This window comes from Devosia sp. Z6_126 (genome assembly GCF_058133495.1).
In genome coordinates, this window is record NZ_JBYUNO010000001.1 from 1323402 (window position 1) to 1345059 (window position 21658).

The following is a 21658-nucleotide window of genomic DNA, read 5'->3' on the forward strand; positions in this document are numbered from 1 at the left end:
TTACTCCGACTCCCAGACCAGACCGAAGATCAACACGCCGACCGCGGCCAGGGAAGCGGCATGCCGCCAAGCCCGCAGGTCGTATAGCGGGAAGATCAAGAGGTCAAACAGGACGATCACGCTGTTGAGGGTCAGGAACAGAAAGCAGATGCCGGCCCAGAACAGCAGGGGCGTGCGGCTGCGCCAGAACCCGCGCAACAGCAGCCCGGTGCAGGCGGCGCTGGCCAGCATGCACAGCACGTAAATGGCAACCGGAATAGCCTCGTTCACTTGGATGGCTTTCTGAGCAGGAACGCGTCGGAAAAGGATTGCAGTTTGGCGTTGGACCGACCAACGATTATTCGGCGAATATAGTTGGGGCGCGCGCGATAGTCGCGCTCGAGCCTTGCCACAAAGCCGGCGATGTCGGGCGAGGCTGCTGAAAAGCGCAGCTTGCCTGGCTCGAGTTGCACCACCAGCCCCGCCTCAACCAGGCCCCGCACCGATTGGGCCACGACAAGTTCGCTGCTGCGCAGCTCGGTCACGAGGCTTGTCGTCGTCCAGCTGCGCTCGGGCTGGGAATACAGCAGCAGCAAGAGCTCGAGCGACCAGACGGAGTCCAGACAGCTCTCGATCATCTCGACAAAGTCAGACTCAGATGGCGCGGGCGGGCTCATTGCACAGCGGTGTAGGAGCGGTCAACGCATGGATCAACCCTCACAGCGAGTTTCGTTTCGCTTTTAACAAATCCATGCCATCTGTTTGCGCTTGCGCTAGAAGGGTTTTGGCCGCCCGCAAGAGGCTGACTGGCCGCGATGAGGAGCACACTACCTTGACCATGACCGCCCCCACCCAACAGCTCGATCGCCGTCATATCCTCAACGCCCTGCGCGCCTTCCGGCGCGGCGATTTTTCGGTACGGCTCGACGGAGATTTCGACGGCATCGACTTCGAGATCGCCCAGAGCTTCAACGAAATCGTTGAGCTCAACGAGGCGCTGACCGATGAATTTGCCCGTCTGGGGCGCGTGGTGGGCAAGGATGGGCGCATCGGCGAGCGCGCGCATGTGCGCAATGCCAGCGGCAGCTGGGAAGCCAGCGTGCGCTCGGTGAACGAACTGATCGAAGACATGGTGCAGCCCACCGCGGAAGTGGCGCGCGTGATCGGGGCCGTGGCCAAGGGCGATCTCAGCCAATCCATGATGGAAGAGATCGATGGCCGTCCGTTGCGCGGCGAGTTCCTGCGCATCGGCAAGGTGGTGAACACCATGGTCGATCAGCTCAACAGCTTTGCCTCGGAAGTGACGCGCGTGGCGCGCGAAGTGGGCACCGAAGGCAAGCTCGGGGGCCAGGCGCAGGTCAAGGGCGTCGCTGGCACCTGGAAGGATCTGACCGACAATGTGAACTCCATGGCGGCGAACCTGACCAGCCAGGTGCGCAACATTGCCGAAGTGACCACGGCCGTCGCCAATGGCGATTTGAGCCGCAAGATCACCGTGGAGGTGAAGGGCGAGGTGCTCGAGCTCAAGAACACCATCAATACCATGGTGGACCAGCTCAACGCCTTTGCTTCGGAAGTGACGCGCGTGGCGCGCGAAGTGGGCACCGAAGGCAAGCTGGGCGGCCAGGCGCGCGTTGAAGGCGTCGGCGGCACCTGGAAGGACCTCACCGACAATGTGAACCTGATGGCCGAGAACCTCACCGGCCAGGTGCGTAACATCGCCGAGGTGACCACCGCCGTGGCCTCGGGCGATTTGTCCAAAAAGATTACCGTGGACGTGAAGGGCGAAATCCTCGAGCTCAAATCCACCATCAACACGATGGTGGACCAGCTTAACTCCTTTGCCTCGGAAGTGACCCGCGTGGCGCGCGAAGTGGGTACCGAAGGCAAGCTGGGCGGCCAGGCGCAGGTGCGCGGCGTTGGCGGCACCTGGAAGGATCTCACCGACAATGTGAACTTGATGGCGGCGAACCTGACCGGTCAGGTGCGCAATATCGCGGAAGTCACCACCGCCGTGGCGTCGGGTGATCTTTCTAAAAAGATCACCGTGGACGTGAAGGGCGAAATCCTGGAGCTGAAGTCGACCATCAACACCATGGTGGACCAGCTCAATTCCTTTGCCGGGGAAGTGACGCGCGTGGCGCGCGAAGTGGGCACCGAAGGCAAGCTGGGCGGCCAGGCCGATGTGAAGGGCGTCGGCGGCACCTGGAAGGATCTGACCGACAATGTGAACCTGATGGCCGCGAATCTGACCGGTCAGGTGCGCAATATCGCCGAAGTGACCACCGCCGTGGCGCGTGGCGATCTGTCCAAAAAAATCACCGTGGATGTGAAGGGTGAAATCCTCGAGCTCAAGGACACCATCAATACCATGGTGGACCAGCTCAATTCCTTCGCCGGTGAAGTGACGCGCGTGGCGCGCGAAGTGGGTACCGAAGGTAAGCTCGGTGGCCAGGCCCATGTGGAGGGCGTGGCCGGCACCTGGAAGGATCTGACTGACAATGTGAACTCGATGGCGCAGAACCTGACCGGCCAGGTGCGCAACATCGCCGAGGTGACCACCGCCGTGGCTTCGGGTGACCTCAGCAAAAAGATCACGGTGGATGTGAAGGGGGAAATCCTCGAGCTCAAGAACACCATCAACACCATGGTGGACCAGCTCAATTCCTTTGCTTCGGAAGTGACGCGCGTGGCGCGCGAAGTGGGCACCGACGGCAAGCTCGGCGGTCAGGCGCAAGTGCGCGGCGTCGCCGGCACCTGGAAGGATCTGACCGACAATGTGAACGCCATGGCCGCCAACCTCACCGGCCAGGTGCGTAACATCGCCGAAGTCACCACCGCGGTGGCCTCGGGCGACCTCAGCAAGAAGATCACGGTGGCGGTGCGCGGGGAAATCCTCGAGCTCAAGGACACCATCAACACCATGGTGGACCAGCTCAATAGCTTTGCCTCGGAAGTGACGCGCGTGGCGCGTGAAGTGGGCACCGAGGGCAAGCTCGGCGGCCAGGCGCAGGTGCGCGGCGTCGGTGGCACCTGGAAGGATCTCACGGACAATGTGAACCTGATGGCCGCCAATCTGACGGGCCAAGTGCGCAATATCGCTGAGGTGACCACCGCCGTGGCCTCGGGTGACCTCAGCAAAAAGATCACCGTGGACGTGAAGGGCGAAATCCTCGAACTCAAATCCACCATCAACACCATGGTGGACCAGCTCAACAGCTTTGCCGGCGAAGTGACGCGCGTGGCGCGCGAAGTGGGTACCGAGGGCAAGCTCGGGGGCCAGGCGCGGGTGGAAGGCGTTGCCGGCACCTGGAAGGACCTCACCGACAATGTGAACCTGATGGCGACCAACCTCACCAACCAGGTGCGCGGCATTGCCGAAGTGGTGACCGCGGTGGCTCAGGGCAATCTCAAGCGCAAGCTCGCGGTGGATGCCAAGGGCGAAATCGCAGCCCTTGCCGAAACCATCAACGGCATGATCGAAACCCTCGCGACCTTTGCCGACCAGGTGACCAATGTGGCGCGCGAAGTGGGTATTGAAGGCAAGCTCGGCGGCCAGGCGCGCGTGCCAGGCGCGGCGGGCCTATGGCGCGATCTCACCGACAATGTGAACCAGCTGGCGGCGAACCTCACCACCCAGGTGCGCGCCATTGCCGAAGTGTCCACTGCCGTGACCAAGGGCGACCTGACGCGCTCCATTTCGGTGGAAGCCTCGGGCGAGGTCGCCGCGCTAAAGGACAACATCAACGAGATGATCCGCAATCTCAAGGATCAGACCCTCAAGAATGCCGAGCAGGATTGGCTCAAGACCAACCTGGCGCGCTTTTCGCGCATGCTGCAGGGCGAGCGCGACCTCTCGACCGTGTCGCGCCTGATCATGAGCGAGCTCGCCCCATTGGTGAACGCGCAATATGGCGTCTTCTATGTGACGACGCGCGAAGACAGCGAAACCCGGCTGGAACTCGCCGCCAGCTATGGGGCGGAAAGCCATGCCCAGATCCGCAGCCAGGTGGCGCTGCGCGAAGGGCTGATCGGGCAAAGCGCCGCCGACCGGCGCGTCATCATGCTCGACAATGTGCCGCCCGATTTCCTCAAGATCAGCTCGGGCCTCGGCTCGGCCGATCCGGCCAATGTGATCATCCTGCCGGCGCTGTTTGAAGAGGAAGTCAAGGCCGTGATCGAGCTCGCCTCGTTCAGCGAGTTCAACGACACCCATCAGAGCTTCCTCAACCAGTTGATGGAATCGGTGGGCATCGTGCTCAACACCATCGCGGCCACCATGCGCACCGAGGGGCTGCTCAAACAGTCCCAGTTGCTGACCGCCGAGCTGCAGTCGCGCCAGTCCGAACTCACGAAAAAGCAGGAAGAGCTGCACGCCACCAACGAGGAGCTGCAGGAAAAGGCACAACTGCTCGAAAACGAGAAAAAGCAGGTCGAGAACAAGAATCTCGAAATCGAAATGGCCCGCCGGGCGCTCGAGGAAAAGGCCGAACAGCTGGCGCTGACCTCCAAATACAAGTCCGAGTTCCTGGCCAATATGTCCCACGAGCTGCGCACGCCGCTCAATTCGCTGCTGATCCTGTCCAAGCTCCTCGCCTCCAACCAGCAGGGGAACCTGAACGACAAGCAGGTGGAATTCGCGCGCACCATCAATGCGGCGGGCACGGACCTGCTCAACCTCATCAACGACATTCTCGATCTCTCCAAGATCGAGTCCGGCACAGTTTCCATCGATATCGGTCATGTGAAGCTGACCCAGCTGCGCCAGCATATGGAGCGCACCTTCCGCCAGCTCGCCACCGACAAGGGGCTGAACTTTGCCATCGACATCGATCCGGCGCTGCCCGAAACCATGCGCACCGACGAAAAGCGGCTGCAGCAGGTGGTGCTGAACCTCCTATCGAACGCCTTCAAGTTCACCGCACAAGGGCAGGTCAAACTCCGCTTCGGCCTCGAAGCGGTGGATGCGCACGGCCAGGGCGGGAGTCGCATGCTCGCTGTCGCCGTCAGCGATACCGGCATCGGCATTCCCGAGGAAAAGCAGAAGCTGATCTTTGAAGCCTTCCAGCAGGCCGATGGCACGACCAGCCGCAAATATGGCGGCACCGGGCTTGGGCTCTCGATCAGCCGCGAGATCGCCAATCTCCTGGGGGGCGAACTCAAGGTGCAGAGCACGCCCGGCCAGGGCTCGACTTTCACCCTTGTCGTGCCCCTTGATGGTCCCGAAACGCTGGGCCTGCAGCATAGCCCCGCTGCGGTCGAGCCCAGTCCCGCGAGCCCTGCCAGCCCCGGGGAGGCGCCCGATGGCGATGATCGCAACACGATCCAGCCCGGCGACAAGGTGATCCTGATCGTCGAGGACGACCCGACCTTTGGCCGGGTGCTGCTGGATGTCGCCCGTTCCGCCGGGCTCAAGGGTGTGCTGTCCAATGCCGGTTCGGGCACGCTGTCATTGGCACGCAAGACCATGCCCGATGCGATCACGCTTGATCTTGGGCTCAGCGATATCGATGGCTGGGTGCTGTTTGACCTGTTGCAGCATGATCCCAAGACCGCATCGATCCCGATCCACGTGATTTCGGGCGCCGAGCATGCGGCAGAGCTGACCGCCAAGGGCGCGGCCAGCGTGATGCTCAAGCCAGTTGATCCGCAGCAGCTGACGGCCGTGTTCGAGGCCATCAGCAGCAATCCGGATCGCAATCATCGCCGTGTGCTCGTGGTGGACGCCGACGCCGAGCGGCGCCTGGCCACCACCGAGGCGATCCGGGATGGGCTGACCGCCGTCACCGCCGTGGCGCTGCTGCCGGCCAACAGCGATGAGGCGGCGCTGGATGGCTATGATCACGTCGTGGTCGCGATTGGCCGCTCCGCCAAGGACGACCAGGCCGCTCTTGGGCGGCTTGGCAGCCACGGGAGCGCAGTTCTGGGCAAGACGGTGATCTTTGGCGCCAATGCCGAAGCGCTGCTGGGCTCGGCCGCAAACAGCGCCCTTGCCGGCCTGCCGCGCGCCGAAAGCCTGTCCCAGCTGACCGAGCTCGTCGCGCGCCAGCCAGCGTCCGGCCCGGGCGAAAGCGATCGCGCTGCCACCCAGGATCTGGTGGGCACCAAAGTGCTGATCATCGACGATGACATCCGCAACATTTATTCGCTCACCAGCATGCTCGAAACGTGCGGCATCGAGGTGCTGCATGCCGAAAGCGGGCGCGAGGGTATCGCCATCCTCGAGCAAAATCCCGATACCCATATTGCCCTGGTCGACATCATGATGCCCGAAATGGATGGCTACGAAACCATGCGCACGATCCGGGGCCGCCTGGCTCTGGCGCATATTCCGCTGATCTCGGTCACCGCCAAGGCGATGAAGGGGGACCGGCAGAAATGCCTCGATGCAGGAGCGTCCGATTACATTGCCAAGCCGGTGGATCTTGATTTGTTGCTGGCCCTGCTGCGGGTCTGGGTCGCGCGTTCGCGGGAACGGAGCGCGGCATTGGGCATGACTGCGACGCGCGCATGACCTCGGGTTTGACCGAGCTGAGCGGAATGGAACTTGGCCGCCCCGGCGACAGCCTGGCCGGGGCGGCGCCTCGTCCACGCGTGCTGGTGGTGGATGATGATCCGCGCAATCTCCTGGCGCTGAGCGAAGTGCTCCAGGATGTGGCCGAAATCGTCACCGCGTCCTCGGGCACCGAAGCGCTGCGATTCCTGCTCAAGGAGCAGTTCGCGGTGATCCTGCTCGATGTGCTGATGCCCGGCATCGATGGCTATGAAACGGCCAAGCTCGTGCGCATGCGCGAGCAGTCGCGCGACATCCCGATCATCTTCCTGACCGCGATCAACAAGGAAGATGCCCATCTGATGCGCGGCTATGACAGCGGCGCGGTGGACTTCGTGTTCAAGCCGTTCGATCCCACCATCCTGCGCTCCAAGGTGCAGATCTTTGTCAGCCTGTTTGAAAAAACCCGCGAGATCGAGCGTAATGCCGAGCGCGAGCAGGTGCTGCTGCACGAGGCGCTGCGCGCCCAGGCCGAAAAGCTGCGCACGGACCAGGCGCTGCGCGAGGCCGAAGAGCGCCAGGCCCTGCTGCTGCGCTCCCTGCCGCTTGCGGTTTATCAGATCGAGGCCGGGGCTGGGGCGCCCAGCTTCATTGCCGGCGATATCGAGAGCCTGACCGGGTTTTCCCCCGAAGCCTTTGCCGAGGACGCAAGGCTTTGGCTCGGGCGCATCCACCCCGACGATCGCGACGGGACCATTGGCGCGGCAGGCGAGGCCTTCAAGCCGGGCGAGTATCGCTGGCAGCATCGCGACGGCACTTATCGCGTCTTCGTGGATCAAAGGGTGCCGGTTTCCGGACGGGATGGCATTCATGTCGGCACGCTGCGCGACATCACCGAACAGCGCCGGCTCCAGGACCAATTGCTGCAATCGCAAAAGCTCGATGCGATCGGCAAGCTGACCGGCGGGATCGCGCACGACTTCAACAATCTTCTGGCTTCCGTGCTGAGCGGGATTGGCCTCCTTGAGCGGCGCAGCGAACTTGATGAACGCGGCCGCAAGGTTTTGGGCATGATGCGCCATGCCGCCCAGCAAGGCGCGCATCTGGTTAATCGCATGCTGACCTTTTCGCGCCGGCAGAACCTGCAGCCCGAGGTGATCCGGATCGAGGCGGTGGCGCAGGCGCTTGATGGCTTGCTCGCGCCGGTGCTGGGTGGGCTCGTGACGCTGAGCTGGGAACTCGAGGCGGCGCTTTGGCCCGCCTTTGTGGACGGGGGCGAGCTTGAGCTGGCGCTGATGAATCTCGTGATCAATGCGCGCGATGCCATGCCGACGGGCGGCACGGTGACCATCACTGGCGTCAACCGGCACCTGCCGGTTGACAGAGGGGACCTCAAGGCCGGCGATTACGTCGTGCTGTCGGTCGCCGATACCGGCACCGGCATTCCGCCCGAACTGCTGGAGCGGGTGCTCGAGCCTTTCTTCACCACCAAAGATGCGGGCAAGGGCACAGGCCTGGGCTTAAGCTCCGTGCTGGGCTTTGCCCAGCAGTCGGGGGGAACGCTGCTCACTTCGAGCGTAGTGGGGGCGGGCACGGTTATGGAGGTCTGGTTGCCGCGCTGCGCCGAGATCGCCCCCAGCCTGATCTCGGACGCGATCAGCGAGCCGGAGCTGGCTGTCACCGCCGGGCAAACGATTTTGCTGGTCGATGACGCGGTGGGTTTGCGCGATCTTACCCAGATGCATCTGAGCGATGCCGGTTATGCGGTCACTTGCGCGGCGAGCGGCACCGAGGCGCTGGAGTTGATCCGGGGCGGGGCGGACCGCTTCGACGTCATTGTCACCGATTATGCCATGCCCAACATGTCCGGACTTGACCTGATCACAGCCGCGCGGGCGCAGCGGCCGCTATGGCCCGCCGTCATCATCAGCGGCTACGCCGATCTGGAAGACGTCGCTCGCCGGCCATCCGATGTTCCGCTGCTGGCCAAGCCCTTTACCCGGGCCGCATTGCTGCAAGCGGTCCGCAATGTCGCCGTCCAGCGCTCGACGCACTAGCGGCGCTTCAAAACAAGGCGGTCGGCGTCAGCCGGCTGCGTCGCGGATGGCGGCGGCGATTTCCGTGGTTGTTTGCCTGGTGAGTTCCTTGGGCAGCTCCAGCATGATGCTGGCCGAAACGGTCTTGTGCATGGTTTGGCGCAGCTGACCCAGGGTCTGCGGATCGGCAGCGAGCACGAGATGCTCGAACTTGTTGGCCTGCTTCATTGTGTAAAGGGCTTCGGCCAGTTGCTTGGCGAAGGTCGCCTCGTCGGTCTGGCGGGGCGTTTGCTCCTCGGGGCGGACCCCGGACGGGCCTTCGCGGTCAAGGTTCTGTGGGGTGAGGCGCTGTTCCTCGGTCAGGCTCAGATTTGCCCTGATCCCATGGGTGCGCAGCAGCACGGCGTGGTGCCCATCAGCGACCACCACCAGCGTGCGCTGGGGAATGTAAATGATATCGGACATGATTGATTTCCTGGGTCCCCGCGGGCGGGCGATTTGCAGGCAAACGAAGCGGTTGGGCGCGATGTTCCCGGTTTTGCCCGCATGGGCTTAACGAGGTCGTAAACCCCACGCGCATTCGCTCCGCAAACCGCTGCGCCAGGACGCGCCGGAATTGATAAGCGTCAAAACCTTGCTGCGGGAATGGGGCATGGTGCGGGCCACCGCCCGGCGCAAAGCCGGTCGGCGCGAGCAGGAGCGCCACCGCCATGGCTCAATGGGAGACCGACCTCACCACCCGCACCGGCTTTACCTTTCATGTCCGGCCTGTTCGGGGGGATGACGCGGCGGCGCTGCAGGAATTCTTCGGGCATGTCTCGCCCGAGGATCTGCGCTTCCGGTTCCTCAGCACGGTCAAGAAGGTGGGTCAGGATCGCCTCCGGGCCATGACCGAGGTCGACCATCAGCGCACTGAAAATTTCGTGGCCATCGACCCCGAGACGGAGGCGGTGATCGCGACGGCCATGCTGGCCTGCGATCCCGCCATGGCGGTGGGGGAAGTCGCCATCTCCATCCGGCAGGACTTCAAGAGCCGCGGCGTGAGCTGGGAGCTGCTGGGCTATGTGAGCCGCTTTGCCCAGGCCAGGGGCGTTGGGCGGCTCGAGTCGATCGAGGACCGCTCCAATCTGTCGGCCATCCGTCTCGAAAAGGAGATGGGTTTCACCTCCCGGGCCTGCCCGGGCGATCCCACAGTGGTTGTGCTGGAAAAGCAATTGCGCCCCCTGGCCGGGGCGCTCGATGCGCATCAATCCTAAGGCGAAAAGGGCTGCAAAATGATCAAGAACATCGTGGTTCATCTCACCGGTTCAGACCAGGACCAAGCGCGCCTGGGGGTAGCCGAATCCATTGGCAACCGCTTCGATGCCCATCTGACGGGGCTTTACGTGCATATCCTGCCCGAAACCTCCGATCTCGACCCCATCGTGATGGCCGGGATGGAACCCTGGTTCGAGCAGTCCGCTGCGCGCGCCGATGAAAGCTTCAAAAAGCTCAAAACCCGGTTCGACGATTTGGGCATCCCCCATGATGTGCGCCGGCTCGATGTGTCGTCGGGCGCTGCGGGGCAGGCCATGGCTGCGCGCGCCCGCGTCGCCGACCTTTTTGTGGCAGCCCGGCCCGAAGAGGATCCGGCTGAGGACGTGAACATGGAAGTGTCCGTGTTGTTCGGCTCGGGACGGGCGTGCTTGTTCGTGCCCCAGAATGGCCGGCACACCAATGGCTTCAATAGGGTGACGGTCGCCTGGGATGGCAGCCGCGAGGCGGTGCGCGCCATTACCGAAGCCATGCCCTTTCTTGAGCAAGCCAGCCAGGTCATCATCGTGTCACTGCGCCAGGATGAGGACGCCCTGTCCGCTGGTGATCTTGCCCGCCATCTGCGGCGCCACGGCATCTCGGCCGAGGTCAGGACGCTCGACACCGATACCGAAGGTTCTGGGGAAGCCTTGCTGGACGAGGTCGGGCGCACCGGGGCCAATCTGCTGGTGATGGGCGGCTATGGCCATTCCAAATTCATGGACTGGGTGCTGGGCGGGGCCACCCGCTATGTGCTGACCCATGCCGATATTCCGGTGCTGATGGCCCGCTAGCGCCGTGCCTGCTTAGACGGTTGTGTCCCAAGGGCATGGTGGTGCACTGAGGCGCTCTGGCCCGCCCTCCCCCAGCGGGGAGGGGGCGGGAGCTATCCGATCACTGAATCTGCTGGAGTGCGGGCAGGTTCAGCACTTTGATGTAGTGGGTGCTGGGCACGCTGACGATCCCGGCATCCTTGAACCGCCGCAGGACCCGCGATACCGTTTCGGGGCTGATGCCAAGATAAGCGGCGATGTCGAGCCGGTGCATGGGCAGCGCCAGGAGATTGTTGCCGTTGCGCTCGACGAGGTCGCAAAAGAACGCCGCCAGGCGCGCATCGGCCGTTCCCAGCGAAACGATCAACAATTGTTCGCGCAGGCGGGTGAGGCTAGGCAGGAGCTGCTTGTGGCGCCATTCGGCGGCATTGGGGTCCTTGGTGGGCCCGAACACCCGAATACCGGTGGTTCCTGCCGATTCAGCGGAGAAACAGTGTTCGCTTTCGCTTTCCCAGCCAAACACTTCGTTGGGAAAAAAGAACCCGCCGACCTGGCGATTGCCGCCATAGGTCACGCGGGCCAGGAGGACGCACCCGAACTGTACCGAGTACAGGGACCCCGAAGGGTCCCCTTGCCGGTAGATCTTCATGCCATTGCTGTAGATGGAGATAGGTGCCTCGGCACTGGAGGTCTTAACATGTTGGCTCATGCCTGGCTCCTAAGGGTTCATTGCGCTGCTGATCGGGAGGGTCGTCAGTCTGGGGCAGCAAGATGCATGGCATGGCTCCTTAGGCTGCGACCGGATTGTCTTGCTGGCGAGCGCGCATGATTGCCTCGTGCAGCTTTTTCTCCTGGTCGGGCGAAAGCGAGCTTTTCAGGATCGTGCCATTGAACTTGGACAGCTCGGCGATAACCTTTTCCGGTTGCGCCTTGCGCACGAGGATGAACAAGGCCGAGGTGCCGGGCGTGAGCTTTTCCGCCACGGAGCGGACAAAGGTGTCATCCAGCCCATAATCGACGAGCGACCCCGAAATGGCGCCAGTGGCAGCGCCAAGCAGTCCGCCTATGGCCAGGCCGGCGAGCGGATTGAGAAACAACAGGCCGACAAGGGTGCCCCAGGCGATGCCCGAAAGCCCACCATAGGCGGCGCCCGCGCCGGCCACATTGTAACTCTGCTTGAGATTGATCTTGCCGTCGTGGCGGCGGATCACCACCACGGCATCGTCGAGATCAATCAGGTACTCCTTTTGGAGTTGATTAAGTTCGTGGAGCACGCGGTCGGCTTCATTCACGTCGTCAAACGATATCGCTATTAGGTCACTCACCTTGCCATCTCCTTGATAATCAAGTGTGTCCGCCGGCATGTGAACTGAAGAAGCTTCACGGCCGTCCTGACAAAAATCAAAATACGTCTAGGCAATATTTAGTTCCGTTGCCAGAGTACTTGGATTTTGATTCATAGAAGAACCGCGATCGTGGCAATTTAGATTGTGTGACAGTCTGAAATACACGCGAGCAAATAGTGGAATAAGTCTCTAACTTTATTGTTCCGGATTGTCTTCTTTGTACCGGAACAATTCCGCAATCTTGACCAATGTCAATAAGCTGTTCGATGTGCCCCCTATGATCCCCCGCTATCAGGAGCGTCCTCCCGGATGCATGTCCCAGTGCGGAGTTGAAAATGCGATCGGTACTCGTTCTTGGCGGGGACGGCTTTTGCGGCTGGCCCACAGCCTTGCACCTTTCGGCCCGCGGCTACCGGGTTGGCATCATCGACAATCTGTCGCGCCGCCACATCGATGACGAGATGGGCGCGGGCAGCCTTAGCCCGATCACCTCCATCCGGGAGCGGCTCGATATCTGGCGGGATATATCGGGCCAGCAGATCGACTACTTCTTTATCGACGTCGCCCGCGACTTCCACAGCCTGCGCGACGCGATCGAGATATTTGCGCCCGATACCGTCGTTCACTTTGCTGAACAACGCTCCGCCCCTTACTCGATGACCAATTCAAGTCACAAGCGCTATACGATGGAGAACAATATTGGTGGCACGCACAACTTGCTGGCGGCCATTGTTGATCTTGCCAAGTCTATTCACGTTGTCCATCTGGGGACGACCGGCGTTTATGGTTATGCCAGCGCCGGGGTCGAAATCCCCGAAGGCTATCTCGATGTCCTGATCAAGGCCCACGACAATGATTTTGTGAAGCGCTCGATCCTGTTCCCCACCAGTCCCGGCTCGGTCTACCACCTGACCAAGTCGATGGATCAGCTGATCTTCCAATACTACGCCCACAATGATCGCCTGCCGATCACCGATCTGCACCAGGGCATTGTTTGGGGCACGCAGACCGAGGAAACCCGCCAGCACGACGGGCTCGTCAACCGCTTCGATTACGATGGCGATTACGGGACGGTGCTCAATCGCTTCCTGATGCAGGCTGTGGTGGGCCATGCCCTGACCGTGCATGGCACCGGAGGGCAGACGCGCGCCTTCATCAACATCCAGGACACGGTGCGCTGCGTCCAGCTCGCCATCGACAGTCCGCCCCAGCCCGGCGATCGGGTCAAGATCTTCAATCAGGTTGCCGAAACCAAGCGGGTGCGGGATTTGGCCGAGATGATCGCCGCCATGACCGGCGCGCGCATCGCTTATGTCGACAATCCCCGCAATGAAGACGCCGAAAACGATCTGCTCATGTCCAATGCGGCTTTCCGATCTTTAGGGCTCGATCCGATCCTGCTGCGTGAACAGCTGTTCGGCGAAACCATGGAAATCGTGGAGCGCTTCAAGTCGCGCTACAACCCCAAAATGGTGGCCGCCCGCTCCTTGTGGACCCGAAACCATCGCCCCGGCCTTGTGAAAGAGTGAGTTTGAGCCATGCGTGATGCCCTCCGCCTTGTCATGTTCGCCGTGATCATCTTTGGGGTAACGACACTGTCCGTGTTGTTCAGCGACCCTGGCTTTGCCGCCAATCTCACCGAGCGCCTCGGCTTTTCGGAAGGAGGCGAGGCAGCACCCATCCAACTGGCGCAGGCCGACAGCCCTCCGGCCGGGGCGCCCCCGGCCCAAGGCCAAGCGGCGGCCCCTGCGGCGGCGGCGCAAGCCGAAGCGGCTCCAGCCGCTACCGGTCGACAACAGGCAGCTCCGGCCCGCTTGACCGCGGGCGAGGCAGTCGTGCGCATTCCTCGGGCACAGCCCGGCATCTGGATGGGCCTGGCGGGTTTCCCCGCCCAGACGAGCCTGCGCTTCCCTTTGCCCGAGGGCCTCAACATTGTTGAGGGCCAGGTGCAGCTGGATTTGCAAAGCGAGCTGGTCGAGCAGGGCGATGGACTATTGACCGTCCTCGTTAATGGCACCGAACGCGATGCCATTGTGCTCATGCGCGGCACGACCGCGCTACAGCTGACCTATCCCTTGCTGCCAGCGGACCTGGCGGCGGGAGAAATCATTGTCACCCTCGATGCCAATGGCACCACCAATTGGGGCCAGATCTGTCCCACCAATGCCGCCAATCTGGGTGCTGCCATCGCGGTCCTCGAAAGCAGTGGGCTGGCCCTGCAGCTCGATGCGCCGCGCAGCGATGTGGAAACCAGGATCGCGCTTGCTGCCGAGCCGATCGGACTGTGGGCGCCCGACCAGCCGGCGATGCAGGCCTGGGCCACGCAGTGGTTGTCGCGCCAGGGTGTTCCGGCCCAAGCGCGCCCCCTGGACCAGAACGGATCTTTTTCGCTCGTGGCTGAGGCCGCCGAGCCCCTGAGCATGAACGACGCCGGTCAAATCACGCTTGCCGGAACGGAGGCCCTCGACATGGTCGCACGGATCAAGGGGGCTACATTGCCCGCCAGTTACGAGGCCCAGTGGCCGCTGCCCATCAATGCGCTGACCCCCGATCTGGCGGCGCATACCTTCCGCGGCTCGAGCCGCTGGCTGCTCGATTACAAGCTCGCCGACCTGCCCGATGGGCTCGCGCCAGCACGCCTCCATCTAGCGCTCAAGACCAGTCAGCTGGTGGAGCCAAACCAGTGGTCGCTGCGGGTGCTGCTCAATGGCAACCTCGTTCATGCCGCCAATCATCCCGGCACCGATGGCGCCATCACCCTCGATGTGCCATTGCCCGCCCAGTTCCAGTTCCTGTCCAACCAGCTGGCGATCGTCCTGGTCGACAATTCCCCCAACCAGGGCATCTGCCGGGCCGGTCCCGAAGCTGCCGCGCAATTGCTGCCCGAAAGCTATCTCGATCCCGTCCAGACCCCCGAAGGGGCCAAGCAGGTCCTCGTGTCCGCGCTGGCCGGCTCGGGCGGAGTCTTTGTTGCCGGTCCCGCCAGCGCCGACCAGGGCGCGACATTGCAGACCCAGCGCCTGCTTGACCTGATCCTGCCCCTCGATGTGCCGGCCTCGTTCCTCGAGGAAAAGCCGGTCAGCATCCAGATGCTGGACGAGCCCGCGCTCCAGGCGCTGCGCGACAACGATGCTTCCCAGGGCTTTCTTGTTGTTGCCCATGAAGGCCAGGACCCTGATGGCGTTGCCGTCTGGCCCTTGGACGAGTGGCGCGACCGCGGGACTGCCGATCCTGTTCAACCCGGTGCGCTGTTTGTATCATGGTAGAAACACCCCAACGCCAGGCACTCCAGCATCGGCTGCAGCCGGATCAATACAGATCCCATGATTCGGCGCCGCCGCTGCTTTCCCGCCCCGTAGCCAGCACCAGTGCCCCACAGGTGCTGGCGCTGGCTACGCTGATCTCGTTCGTGCTGCTGATCCTGGTCGAACGGCAACCGGCACTCCGGGCGATATTCCCGGACGGCGACCTTTATTTCTCGCAATATGACGGCAATTATGCCGTGCCGCTGCGCATCTTCGTGTTGAGCTTCTATCTGGCCTTCGCCACCACGATCCAGGCGCCAGGCTGGGCGCGGCTGCTGTTTGGCTTGGAGCTGGTGCTGCCTTTTGCCCTGTTCTGTGCCACGCTCGATCTTTGCAATGGCGTGTTGTTGGCGCTGACCGGCGCGAGCCTGCCCCTGCAGGCGATCAGCATCATCACCGGTCTCGCGGGCTTTTACATCTTTTCGCTCACCATGCTGTCCTGCGCCGATATGCCCGAGCGCGACGATGCTCCGCTCAACTTGCGGTTCAAGCTGGGCTCTCTGCTGACCCTTGCCAGCACCATCGTGATTTCGGCGGCGGTGTCCGTCTGGGTGATGCGGCTTGATCTGCCCATTGTTTACCGGCTGCGCGAGATGTCGCTGCTGGGGGGCGTCGCCGTCGGCCTGTTCATGTTCGTGCCGCTGATTTTCTTTCTTCTTAACATCCTGGCTGCGTTTCAGAACCTGTTCCGGGGCCGCAAGAATTTTGCCCCCGACATAACCCTGCTCATTCCGGCCCATAACGAAAGCCACAACATCGCCGCCGCCATTGCGGCGGCCGATATTGCGGCAGGCAATTATGCCGGCGCCGTGACGCTGATCGTTGTGGACAACAACTCCAGCGACGATACGCCGGCGGCCGCCGAGGCAGCCTTTGCGCGCTGCGAGCATGTGACGGGGCAGTTGCTGCGTGAGCCCACGCCGGGCAAGTCGCGTGCCTTGAACCGGGGCCTTGCGGCGGTGCAAACCGAGTTCTTTGCCCGCCTCGATGCCGATACGCTGCTCCATCCGCAGCTGCTGGCGGATTGTCTCGCGCACTTCGCCCATCCCTATGTCGGCTGTGTCGGTGGCATGCCCATGCCGCCAGGTGGCGGAGCCTTTGATGGGCCGCGCCAGATCGAGGTGTTGCTCAAGTCGGGCTATGATCAGGTCGCCTTCGGCGCTGCGGACGTGATCATCGGCATTCCCGGTATGTTCGCCTGCTACCGCACCGCGGTTGTGCGGGAGGTTGGCGGGTTCGCCAATGGCTTGAACGGCGAGGATACCGACGCCGCGCTGCGGATCGGGGAAGCCGGGTATCGGCTGATCGTTGATCCACAGCTGCGGTTCATCTCCGAGGTGCCACGCAGCTTTGCGCATCTGCGCGAACAGCGGCAGCGCTGGTATCGCTCGCTTTATCATGTGGCGGCCCGGAACCGCCAATTGCTGGCAGGTTTTACCCCCTCGGTGCGTGGCAAGATCGTGCTGCCCTTCATGCTGATGAATACGGGGCGGCGCGCCATGGGCTGGCCGCTGCTGTTTTTCGCGATCAACTTCCTGCTGCTTCATGCCGATCCCAGAAGCACGGCCAGCGCCACCTCGCTGCTGGCCATTCTGATGGGCGCCCCATTGCTCAACGCAGTTATCGCCATTCTCGTCAATCTTCGCCCTGGCGACTTGCTGCAGCTCCCCGCCTATATCGCCTTCCGCATGCTGCGCTATTATTTCACCCTGGAAGCGGTGCTTTCGATGACCTTCGAGCGCTACACCGCGCGCGCGGGGGTGCTGTCGCCAGAGCGCCAGCGGGCGCGGCTCGCCAATGAAAGGCGGATCGGCACTGCCCCCGCCATGGCGCACCGGACCATAGGGGCGACCAGCTAAGGCTCAGCTCGCCCCTGGCCCGAGGGTTCAGGCCACAGGAGCCAGGACCACCACCCCGATCAGTATCCGAAAAAAAAGGGGGCTTGGCCCCCCAAAACGTTTCTAGCCCGCCGCTTATTGTCGGGGGGCCGGAGCCTGGCGCGGCGCTGCGGGCTGGCGTGAGCGCAGCATATACCAGGCGACCGCCAGCAGGGCGCAGGCATAAACTATCAGCAGGATGGAAACGATGTTGATCAGTTGAAGAGCGCTTTGCGATGGCATCGCCAGCAGCACGATCCCGACGCCAAGATGGGCCAACGCCGTGAACACCGATGGCCAGAACCGATCCACTGTGCTGCGATATTTGTAGACGATGTAGAGTTCCACCAGCCCGGCGCAAAGGCCGAGAAGACCCACCACGGTTATGATGAATTTGGGCGTCACTTCCGGGCTGACATATTGGCTGCTGAAGATTAGGATGCCGGCCAGGATCTCGAGCACATTGCGCACCACATCGTTGAATTGCAGGTTGATGGTGGGGGTACGGAAAATGTCGGCCAGCAGCCCAAGCATGCCGTCCGCCACCAGCAGCATCGCGGAAATCACCACGAGAAGCCGAAGGGCCCCTTCGGGGTCATTGAGGCCATAAATCCCGGCTGCCAGCATGATTGCACTGCGGGCAAGCAGGACATAGGCGCCATAGCGTTTGTGCTCTGTGGATTGATCACTCATTTCGAGCTCCTCGCGAGCAATGATGCTGGGCAATGGCCCGAGCAAGGCGACCCGGTGCCTGCTGGGGCCGGCGAGGGCCGAAAGGGCTGAGACTGCCGATAACCTCGGCCGCTCGGGGGTTGGCGGGGGACGCCGCCAACCCGATAAACTGCGCAGGTGCCCGCCCCCACGGTGGGCCTTATCTCATGGTCAATGGTGGATGGGAATTTCCTTGGGGGTATCGGAATATCCCGCCGGCTTGGGAATGGTCAGCGTCAGCACGCCGTTCTCGAACTTGGCGTTGACGCTCTCGGGATCAACAGCGAAGGGTGCTGTAAAGGTGCGGTTGAACGAGCCATAGCTGCGCTCGCTGCGATAAACCGAGCCCTCCTGGGACTCGGTGGTTTCCCGCTTTTCCCCGCTGACCGTCACGGTGCGATCCTGAACCGTGATCTTGACGTCCTCGTCGCTCATCCCGGGTAGTTCGAGCGACAGCATCAGACCGGAATCGGTTTGCCGCAACTCGGCATCGGGGAGGAAGCCGCGCATCCTGCTGCTGAGCGAGGTTGGAAAACCTGGGGTCAGGGCATAAAAAAACTCCTCGATGCGGTCGCGAAGCGCGTCAATCTGCCGATGCTCGCCCGTGGAAGCTGGCATCCGGCCATTGCCGTTGGTGGTCGCAGGCGTTTTATCAGTCATGGTCATGGTCTGGTCCTTTCCGATTGCATCCCTCAGGATGCCAGCAAGGCTACAATCGCGGACCAAATGGCGCGGTGACCAAAGTCAAGGAACGGTGCGATTGGGCGTCCGGAGCGCCCGTCAACCGCACTTTTCGAGCACATTCCCGACTCCTAACGCGCAGGATCAGCCGGCCGCCTGCCGGTAGGGAAGTGAGCCTCCGGCAGGCTCCAAACCGCTCCCGCGAAGGGCGGCGATCCGGGTTTCGGACACGCTCGAGCAAACCACGATCTGGCCGCGCCATGCTGCCGCCGAAAAGCCCAGCATGCGCTGGCAGGGGCTGGTCTGGTAGATCGCGGCGCCCATCGCGGCGAAGACCAGCAAAATGATGGCAACGGCGATCCAGATCGGCTTCATCCGCCCTGTCCTGCTTACCTCGTGCAAGGAGGATACGCCCCCTTGCCCGAGCTGCGTTGACGGGAATCAAGAGACGAGCATTCCGTGGGCCGAGCGGTGGGCGTGCGCTTGTTGCCGGTTTTGACCTCCGTCAAAGCGCGGCGGGCTGGAGGTGTGAAGCTCGAGCCAACAAAAGGAGCTGCCATGTCAAACCCCAACCAAGCCCCTGGCCCGCTCCGCTGGCCGTCGCGCTATTCCTACTTCTTTCTGGCGCTCGGTACCCTGCAGCCCGCCCCGCAGCACAAACCCAACCCCCAAGGCAAGTGAGCGCCCGCCATGATCAAGGATATTGTCGTTCACCTCACCGGCTCCGATGAAGACCGGGTGCGCCTCGATTATGCCGAAACCCTGGCTGGGGTGTTTGATGCTCATTTGACGGGGCTGCTGGTGCATCTTGAGCCCGAACTGGTCGCCTCGCCTGGCCTCATCTATGCCGATGTGCTCCCGACCTTGATGGACGAAGCGGCTGCATTGACGCAACAGCGCCGGGAGGTGCTCGCCGCCCGCTTTGCACTGATGGTTGTGCCCAACGATTTGCGCATCGTTTCGGGGGTCACCGACACCGTGGGGGAGGGGCTCGCGGCCGAAGCACGGGCGTCGGATCTCTTTATTGGCACTCGTCCATATGGTGATCCCGACAAGAACTATCGCGACGAGGAGGGGGTGCTGTTCGGCTCGGGCGGGCCTGCATTGTTCCTGCCGCCTCAGAAACCGGCATCGTTCCAGCTCGAAAACGTGCTGGTAGCCTGGAAGAACCAGCGCGAAGCGGCGCGGGCGATCAAGGACGCCTTGCCGATCCTGAAAAAGGCCCAGCAAGTTGTGCTGGCCGTGGTCACCGATGAGCCCGAGGAGCAGGCCCAGACCTCGTCGGGCGCCGATATCGCGCGCTATCTCAGCCGCCACGATATCCATGCCGAAATCAAGGAACTGGCCGGATGGCGTTCCGCCGCCGAGGCCTTGCTGAGCGAAGCGCGGCTATCCGGCGCCGATCTCGTGGTGGCGGGCGCTTATGGCCGCTCGCGCCTGCGCGAACGCGTGCTTGGCGGCGTCACCCGTGCGCTGCTCAGCAAATGCGATGTGCCGGTGCTGATGTCGCGATAACGCCCGTGCCTGAGCACCGGCGAACGAAAAACGCCGGTGTTTCCTCCTTCCCCCCATCGCCTATGGCCTCGCCTTTTTCGGGTGCGACAGGGGGTCCCTTTGGTTGCGGCGCTGTTGGTGCCGGGGGATGCCGCCGGCTTTTTTGATCTCCGATAAAACCCGGTGCTTGATTTCCATCAACGAGCCCGTCGCCCAATTCCCTACCCTCCTTGAAGCGGGCGAGGCCCATAGCTGGCGGGAATGTCCGACCAGCGACCTCGCATCGGCACTGTTGGAAATCAGGTGCATCGACAGGGATCAACCAGGATACGGGGAGAACTGCATGACCTTCCAGACCATGCTGCTACAGCCGGCCCCTGCCATGTCAGGCCCGGCAATGTACTTGGCGGAAACGGCCCAGGATGCGCTGTCCACCTATGGGGCCGGATCCGAGATTTATGGCCAGGGAGAACTTGCCGGCCCGATCTATGCAGTTGAGTTCGGATGTGTGCGCATCGGCCGCCTCACGCCCGAAGGCAAGCGGCAGGTTTGCGGCTTTTCCTTTGGCGGCGATGTGTTTGGCTGGGAGTGCGGGCGCGAGCATCGCTTTTTTGCCGAAGCGGTCGGGGTCACCGGCATCCGCGTGTTGCGGCCCAACCGTGATGCCGAGGCGGCGGCCAAGCTTTTTCCGCTGGTGGTGCAAAGCCTGACACGCTTCCAGGAGCATCTGCTGGTGCTGGGTAAAACCATCGTCGATGAGCGGTTGGCGGCCTTTTTGTGCGATCTCGCCGCCCGCCAGGGCGCAGGCTCGCGCATCGAGCTGCCCATGGCCCGCAACGATATTGCCGACTATCTCGGGGTCAGTTTTGAAACCGTGTCGCGCATCCTGCGCCGTTTCCGCGACCAGGGCCTGATCCGCGTCCCCGACATTCATTCCATCGAGATTTTGGACCGGGCCACGCTCGAGGCCATCTGCGGGCATGAAGCAGATTTGACCCCCGTCAAGGCCCCCGAGCTCGGAGCTCTTAGTCTCCAAGGTGACGCGCAAGGCGCCCGATCGGAAAGGAGAAACAAGTGAAAGACGGCATTGGTACCCAGCCCATCATCGATGATTTCGAGTTCGAACTGTGTGGTGACACCGCCCAGACCAGCGTGGCGTTGCACGAGGCCGCACGATCATGGGGCGGTGTGCCCGGTCCGGCTCCCACGCCGATCATTGCCCAGTTCGCGGGCAAGGTCAGAGCGTTCCTCGATGGACTGCGGTTAACATCGGCGGGTTTGTTGAACAATTCTGCGCCCGGCAGCTGCCGGCACCAGGCGACTACGCTCCCCTTCCGGCGCACGCGCTCCTTCCGGGCGGTGCCGGCGAGGGTTCGGTTCCGGCAAAGCGCCTTGCGCTCTGCGGCACCCTTGACAGGCGCGGGCAAAGCCAATGCGGCCCCGCTCGATCCGGGCCCAGGCTCGGACGCGGGTGATCTGCCCTTTCACCCCGAAGGAGCCTCCCGGCGTGACGGTGAGCTGGAAGCCAATAGCCGCAATAGCGCTGGGGCGAGCGATCCCGCGTCCTGACCCGCTGATGCGACTTGGATGGGGAAACGCTTTGTTCGTTCCCGGTCGGCCCGTCGCCATCAGGGACCACCACCGACACAACTCTCCAGGTTGAATGCCTG

Annotated in this window: 19 protein-coding genes; 11 read left to right on the forward strand and 8 right to left on the reverse strand. The window is 62.7% G+C overall.

The window, feature by feature from the left end; all coding sequences use genetic code 11:
- Both AC3YOG_RS06455 and AC3YOG_RS06460 read right to left on the reverse strand, forming a co-directional pair.
- Positions 1-270, reverse strand: a complete 270-nt coding sequence (locus AC3YOG_RS06455; protein ID WP_489934495.1) for a DUF5985 family protein — start codon at positions 268-270, stop codon at positions 1-3.
- Positions 267-617, reverse strand: coding sequence for a hypothetical protein (locus tag AC3YOG_RS06460; protein WP_127754619.1), 351 nt, complete (start codon positions 615-617; stop codon positions 267-269). Before AC3YOG_RS06460 ends, AC3YOG_RS06455 begins: the two co-directional genes overlap by 4 nt.
- A 200-nt stretch (positions 618-817) precedes the next feature.
- On the opposite strand from AC3YOG_RS06460, the gene AC3YOG_RS06465 reads away from it, so the two are divergent.
- Together AC3YOG_RS06465 and AC3YOG_RS06470 are read left to right on the forward strand one after the other, a co-directional pair.
- Complete coding sequence (locus AC3YOG_RS06465; protein WP_489889810.1) at positions 818-6493, forward strand: HAMP domain-containing protein; 5676 nt, start codon at positions 818-820, stop codon at positions 6491-6493.
- Positions 6490-8529 carry a response regulator gene (locus AC3YOG_RS06470; RefSeq protein WP_489934496.1) on the forward strand — a complete coding sequence of 680 codons (2040 nt, stop codon included), beginning with the start codon at positions 6490-6492 and terminating at the stop codon, positions 8527-8529. Before AC3YOG_RS06465 ends, AC3YOG_RS06470 begins: the two co-directional genes overlap by 4 nt.
- 27 nt (positions 8530-8556) lie before the next feature.
- Here AC3YOG_RS06470 and AC3YOG_RS06475 read toward each other — a convergent pair whose 3' ends face one another.
- Entirely contained in the window at positions 8557-8973 is a 417-nt protein-coding gene (locus AC3YOG_RS06475; protein WP_489934497.1) for a host attachment family protein, read from the reverse strand.
- Positions 8974-9218: 245 nt separating this feature from the next.
- On the opposite strand from AC3YOG_RS06475, the gene AC3YOG_RS06480 reads away from it, so the two are divergent.
- A complete protein-coding gene (locus AC3YOG_RS06480; protein WP_489934498.1) occupies positions 9219-9764 on the forward strand; it encodes a GNAT family N-acetyltransferase in 546 nt (181 codons plus the stop codon).
- An 18-nt stretch (positions 9765-9782) separates the two neighbouring features.
- Positions 9783-10595, forward strand: a complete 813-nt coding sequence (locus AC3YOG_RS06485; protein ID WP_172125651.1) for a universal stress protein — start codon at positions 9783-9785, stop codon at positions 10593-10595.
- A gap of 100 nt (positions 10596-10695) precedes the next feature.
- On the opposite strand, the gene AC3YOG_RS06490 is transcribed toward AC3YOG_RS06485, so the two are convergent.
- The gene (locus tag AC3YOG_RS06490; protein WP_127754616.1) at positions 10696-11283 is read right to left on the reverse strand and encodes a helix-turn-helix domain-containing protein; all 588 of its coding nucleotides are present in this window, start codon (positions 11281-11283) and stop codon (positions 10696-10698) included.
- A 79-nt stretch (positions 11284-11362) separates the two neighbouring features.
- On the reverse strand, positions 11363-11899 hold the full coding sequence (locus AC3YOG_RS06495; RefSeq protein WP_172125741.1) for a DUF1269 domain-containing protein: 537 nt from the start codon (positions 11897-11899) through the stop codon (positions 11363-11365).
- 356 nt (positions 11900-12255) lie between these two features.
- Between AC3YOG_RS06495 and AC3YOG_RS06500 the strand changes: the two genes are divergently transcribed.
- From AC3YOG_RS06500 to AC3YOG_RS06510, 3 genes are read left to right on the forward strand one after another with little or no spacing between them, the layout of a single operon-like run.
- A complete protein-coding gene (locus AC3YOG_RS06500) occupies positions 12256-13449 on the forward strand; it encodes an NAD-dependent epimerase/dehydratase family protein (protein WP_489934499.1) in 1194 nt (397 codons plus the stop codon).
- Between the two features lie 9 nt (positions 13450-13458).
- Positions 13459-15186, forward strand: a complete 1728-nt coding sequence (locus AC3YOG_RS06505; RefSeq protein ID WP_489934500.1) for a cellulose biosynthesis cyclic di-GMP-binding regulatory protein BcsB — start codon at positions 13459-13461, stop codon at positions 15184-15186.
- Positions 15180-17084 carry a glycosyltransferase family 2 protein gene (locus AC3YOG_RS06510; protein WP_489934501.1) on the forward strand — a complete coding sequence of 635 codons (1905 nt, stop codon included), beginning with the start codon at positions 15180-15182 and terminating at the stop codon, positions 17082-17084. The genes AC3YOG_RS06505 and AC3YOG_RS06510 overlap by 7 nt, the downstream gene beginning before the upstream one ends.
- Before the next feature lie 114 nt (positions 17085-17198).
- On the opposite strand, the gene AC3YOG_RS06515 is transcribed toward AC3YOG_RS06510, so the two are convergent.
- The 3 genes from AC3YOG_RS06515 to AC3YOG_RS06525 form a co-directional block, all read right to left on the reverse strand.
- Positions 17199-17795, reverse strand: coding sequence for an HdeD family acid-resistance protein (locus AC3YOG_RS06515; RefSeq protein ID WP_127754611.1), 597 nt, complete (start codon positions 17793-17795; stop codon positions 17199-17201).
- A gap of 189 nt (positions 17796-17984) precedes the next feature.
- The gene (locus tag AC3YOG_RS06520; RefSeq protein ID WP_127754610.1) at positions 17985-18479 is read right to left on the reverse strand and encodes an Hsp20/alpha crystallin family protein; all 495 of its coding nucleotides are present in this window, start codon (positions 18477-18479) and stop codon (positions 17985-17987) included.
- Positions 18480-18638: 159 nt separating this feature from the next.
- Positions 18639-18869, reverse strand: coding sequence for a hypothetical protein (locus tag AC3YOG_RS06525; RefSeq protein ID WP_172125661.1), 231 nt, complete (start codon positions 18867-18869; stop codon positions 18639-18641).
- A 183-nt stretch (positions 18870-19052) separates the two neighbouring features.
- Here AC3YOG_RS06525 and AC3YOG_RS06530 point away from each other — a divergent pair, with 183 nt between their 5' ends.
- The 4 genes from AC3YOG_RS06530 to AC3YOG_RS06545 all read left to right on the forward strand — a co-directional run bounded on the left by AC3YOG_RS06530 (position 19053) and on the right by AC3YOG_RS06545 (position 21557).
- Positions 19053-19175 carry a hypothetical protein gene (locus AC3YOG_RS06530; protein WP_489889760.1) on the forward strand — a complete coding sequence of 41 codons (123 nt, stop codon included), beginning with the start codon at positions 19053-19055 and terminating at the stop codon, positions 19173-19175.
- A gap of 9 nt (positions 19176-19184) precedes the next feature.
- Positions 19185-20009: a universal stress protein gene (locus tag AC3YOG_RS06535; protein WP_489934502.1), complete on the forward strand. Its 825-nt coding sequence runs from the start codon at positions 19185-19187 to the stop codon at positions 20007-20009.
- Positions 20010-20331: 322 nt separating this feature from the next.
- Positions 20332-21066 (forward strand): helix-turn-helix domain-containing protein, encoded by a 735-nt coding sequence (locus AC3YOG_RS06540; RefSeq protein WP_489934503.1) that lies wholly within the window; start codon positions 20332-20334, stop codon positions 21064-21066.
- Positions 21063-21557, forward strand: a complete 495-nt coding sequence (locus tag AC3YOG_RS06545; RefSeq protein WP_489934504.1) for a hypothetical protein — start codon at positions 21063-21065, stop codon at positions 21555-21557. The genes AC3YOG_RS06540 and AC3YOG_RS06545 overlap by 4 nt, the downstream gene beginning before the upstream one ends.
- Positions 21558-21658: the final 101 nt, after the last annotated feature.

What these genes read in the sequence shown, in the direction of transcription:
- AC3YOG_RS06465 (WP_489889810.1), top strand. Translation starts at nt 818, where the DNA reads ATGACCGCCCCCACCCAACAGCTCGATCGCCGTCATATCCTCAACGCC.
- AC3YOG_RS06485 (WP_172125651.1), top strand. Translation starts at nt 9,783, where the DNA reads ATGATCAAGAACATCGTGGTTCATCTCACCGGTTCAGACCAGGACCAA.
- AC3YOG_RS06480 (WP_489934498.1), top strand. Translation starts at nt 9,219, where the DNA reads ATGGCTCAATGGGAGACCGACCTCACCACCCGCACCGGCTTTACCTTT.
- AC3YOG_RS06535 (WP_489934502.1), top strand. Translation starts at nt 19,185, where the DNA reads ATGATCAAGGATATTGTCGTTCACCTCACCGGCTCCGATGAAGACCGG.
- AC3YOG_RS06470 (WP_489934496.1), top strand. Translation starts at nt 6,490, where the DNA reads ATGACCTCGGGTTTGACCGAGCTGAGCGGAATGGAACTTGGCCGCCCC.
- AC3YOG_RS06515 (WP_127754611.1), bottom strand. Translation starts at nt 17,795, where the DNA reads ATGAGTGATCAATCCACAGAGCACAAACGCTATGGCGCCTATGTCCTG.
- AC3YOG_RS06530 (WP_489889760.1), top strand. Translation starts at nt 19,053, where the DNA reads ATGTCAAACCCCAACCAAGCCCCTGGCCCGCTCCGCTGGCCGTCGCGC.
- AC3YOG_RS06490 (WP_127754616.1), bottom strand. Translation starts at nt 11,283, where the DNA reads ATGAGCCAACATGTTAAGACCTCCAGTGCCGAGGCACCTATCTCCATC.
- AC3YOG_RS06475 (WP_489934497.1), bottom strand. Translation starts at nt 8,973, where the DNA reads ATGTCCGATATCATTTACATTCCCCAGCGCACGCTGGTGGTGGTCGCT.
- AC3YOG_RS06520 (WP_127754610.1), bottom strand. Translation starts at nt 18,479, where the DNA reads ATGACCATGACTGATAAAACGCCTGCGACCACCAACGGCAATGGCCGG.
- AC3YOG_RS06525 (WP_172125661.1), bottom strand. Translation starts at nt 18,869, where the DNA reads ATGAAGCCGATCTGGATCGCCGTTGCCATCATTTTGCTGGTCTTCGCC.
- AC3YOG_RS06505 (WP_489934500.1), top strand. Translation starts at nt 13,459, where the DNA reads ATGCGTGATGCCCTCCGCCTTGTCATGTTCGCCGTGATCATCTTTGGG.
- AC3YOG_RS06540 (WP_489934503.1), top strand. Translation starts at nt 20,332, where the DNA reads ATGACCTTCCAGACCATGCTGCTACAGCCGGCCCCTGCCATGTCAGGC.
- AC3YOG_RS06510 (WP_489934501.1), top strand. Translation starts at nt 15,180, where the DNA reads ATGGTAGAAACACCCCAACGCCAGGCACTCCAGCATCGGCTGCAGCCG.
- AC3YOG_RS06460 (WP_127754619.1), bottom strand. Translation starts at nt 617, where the DNA reads ATGATCGAGAGCTGTCTGGACTCCGTCTGGTCGCTCGAGCTCTTGCTG.
- AC3YOG_RS06500 (WP_489934499.1), top strand. Translation starts at nt 12,256, where the DNA reads ATGCGATCGGTACTCGTTCTTGGCGGGGACGGCTTTTGCGGCTGGCCC.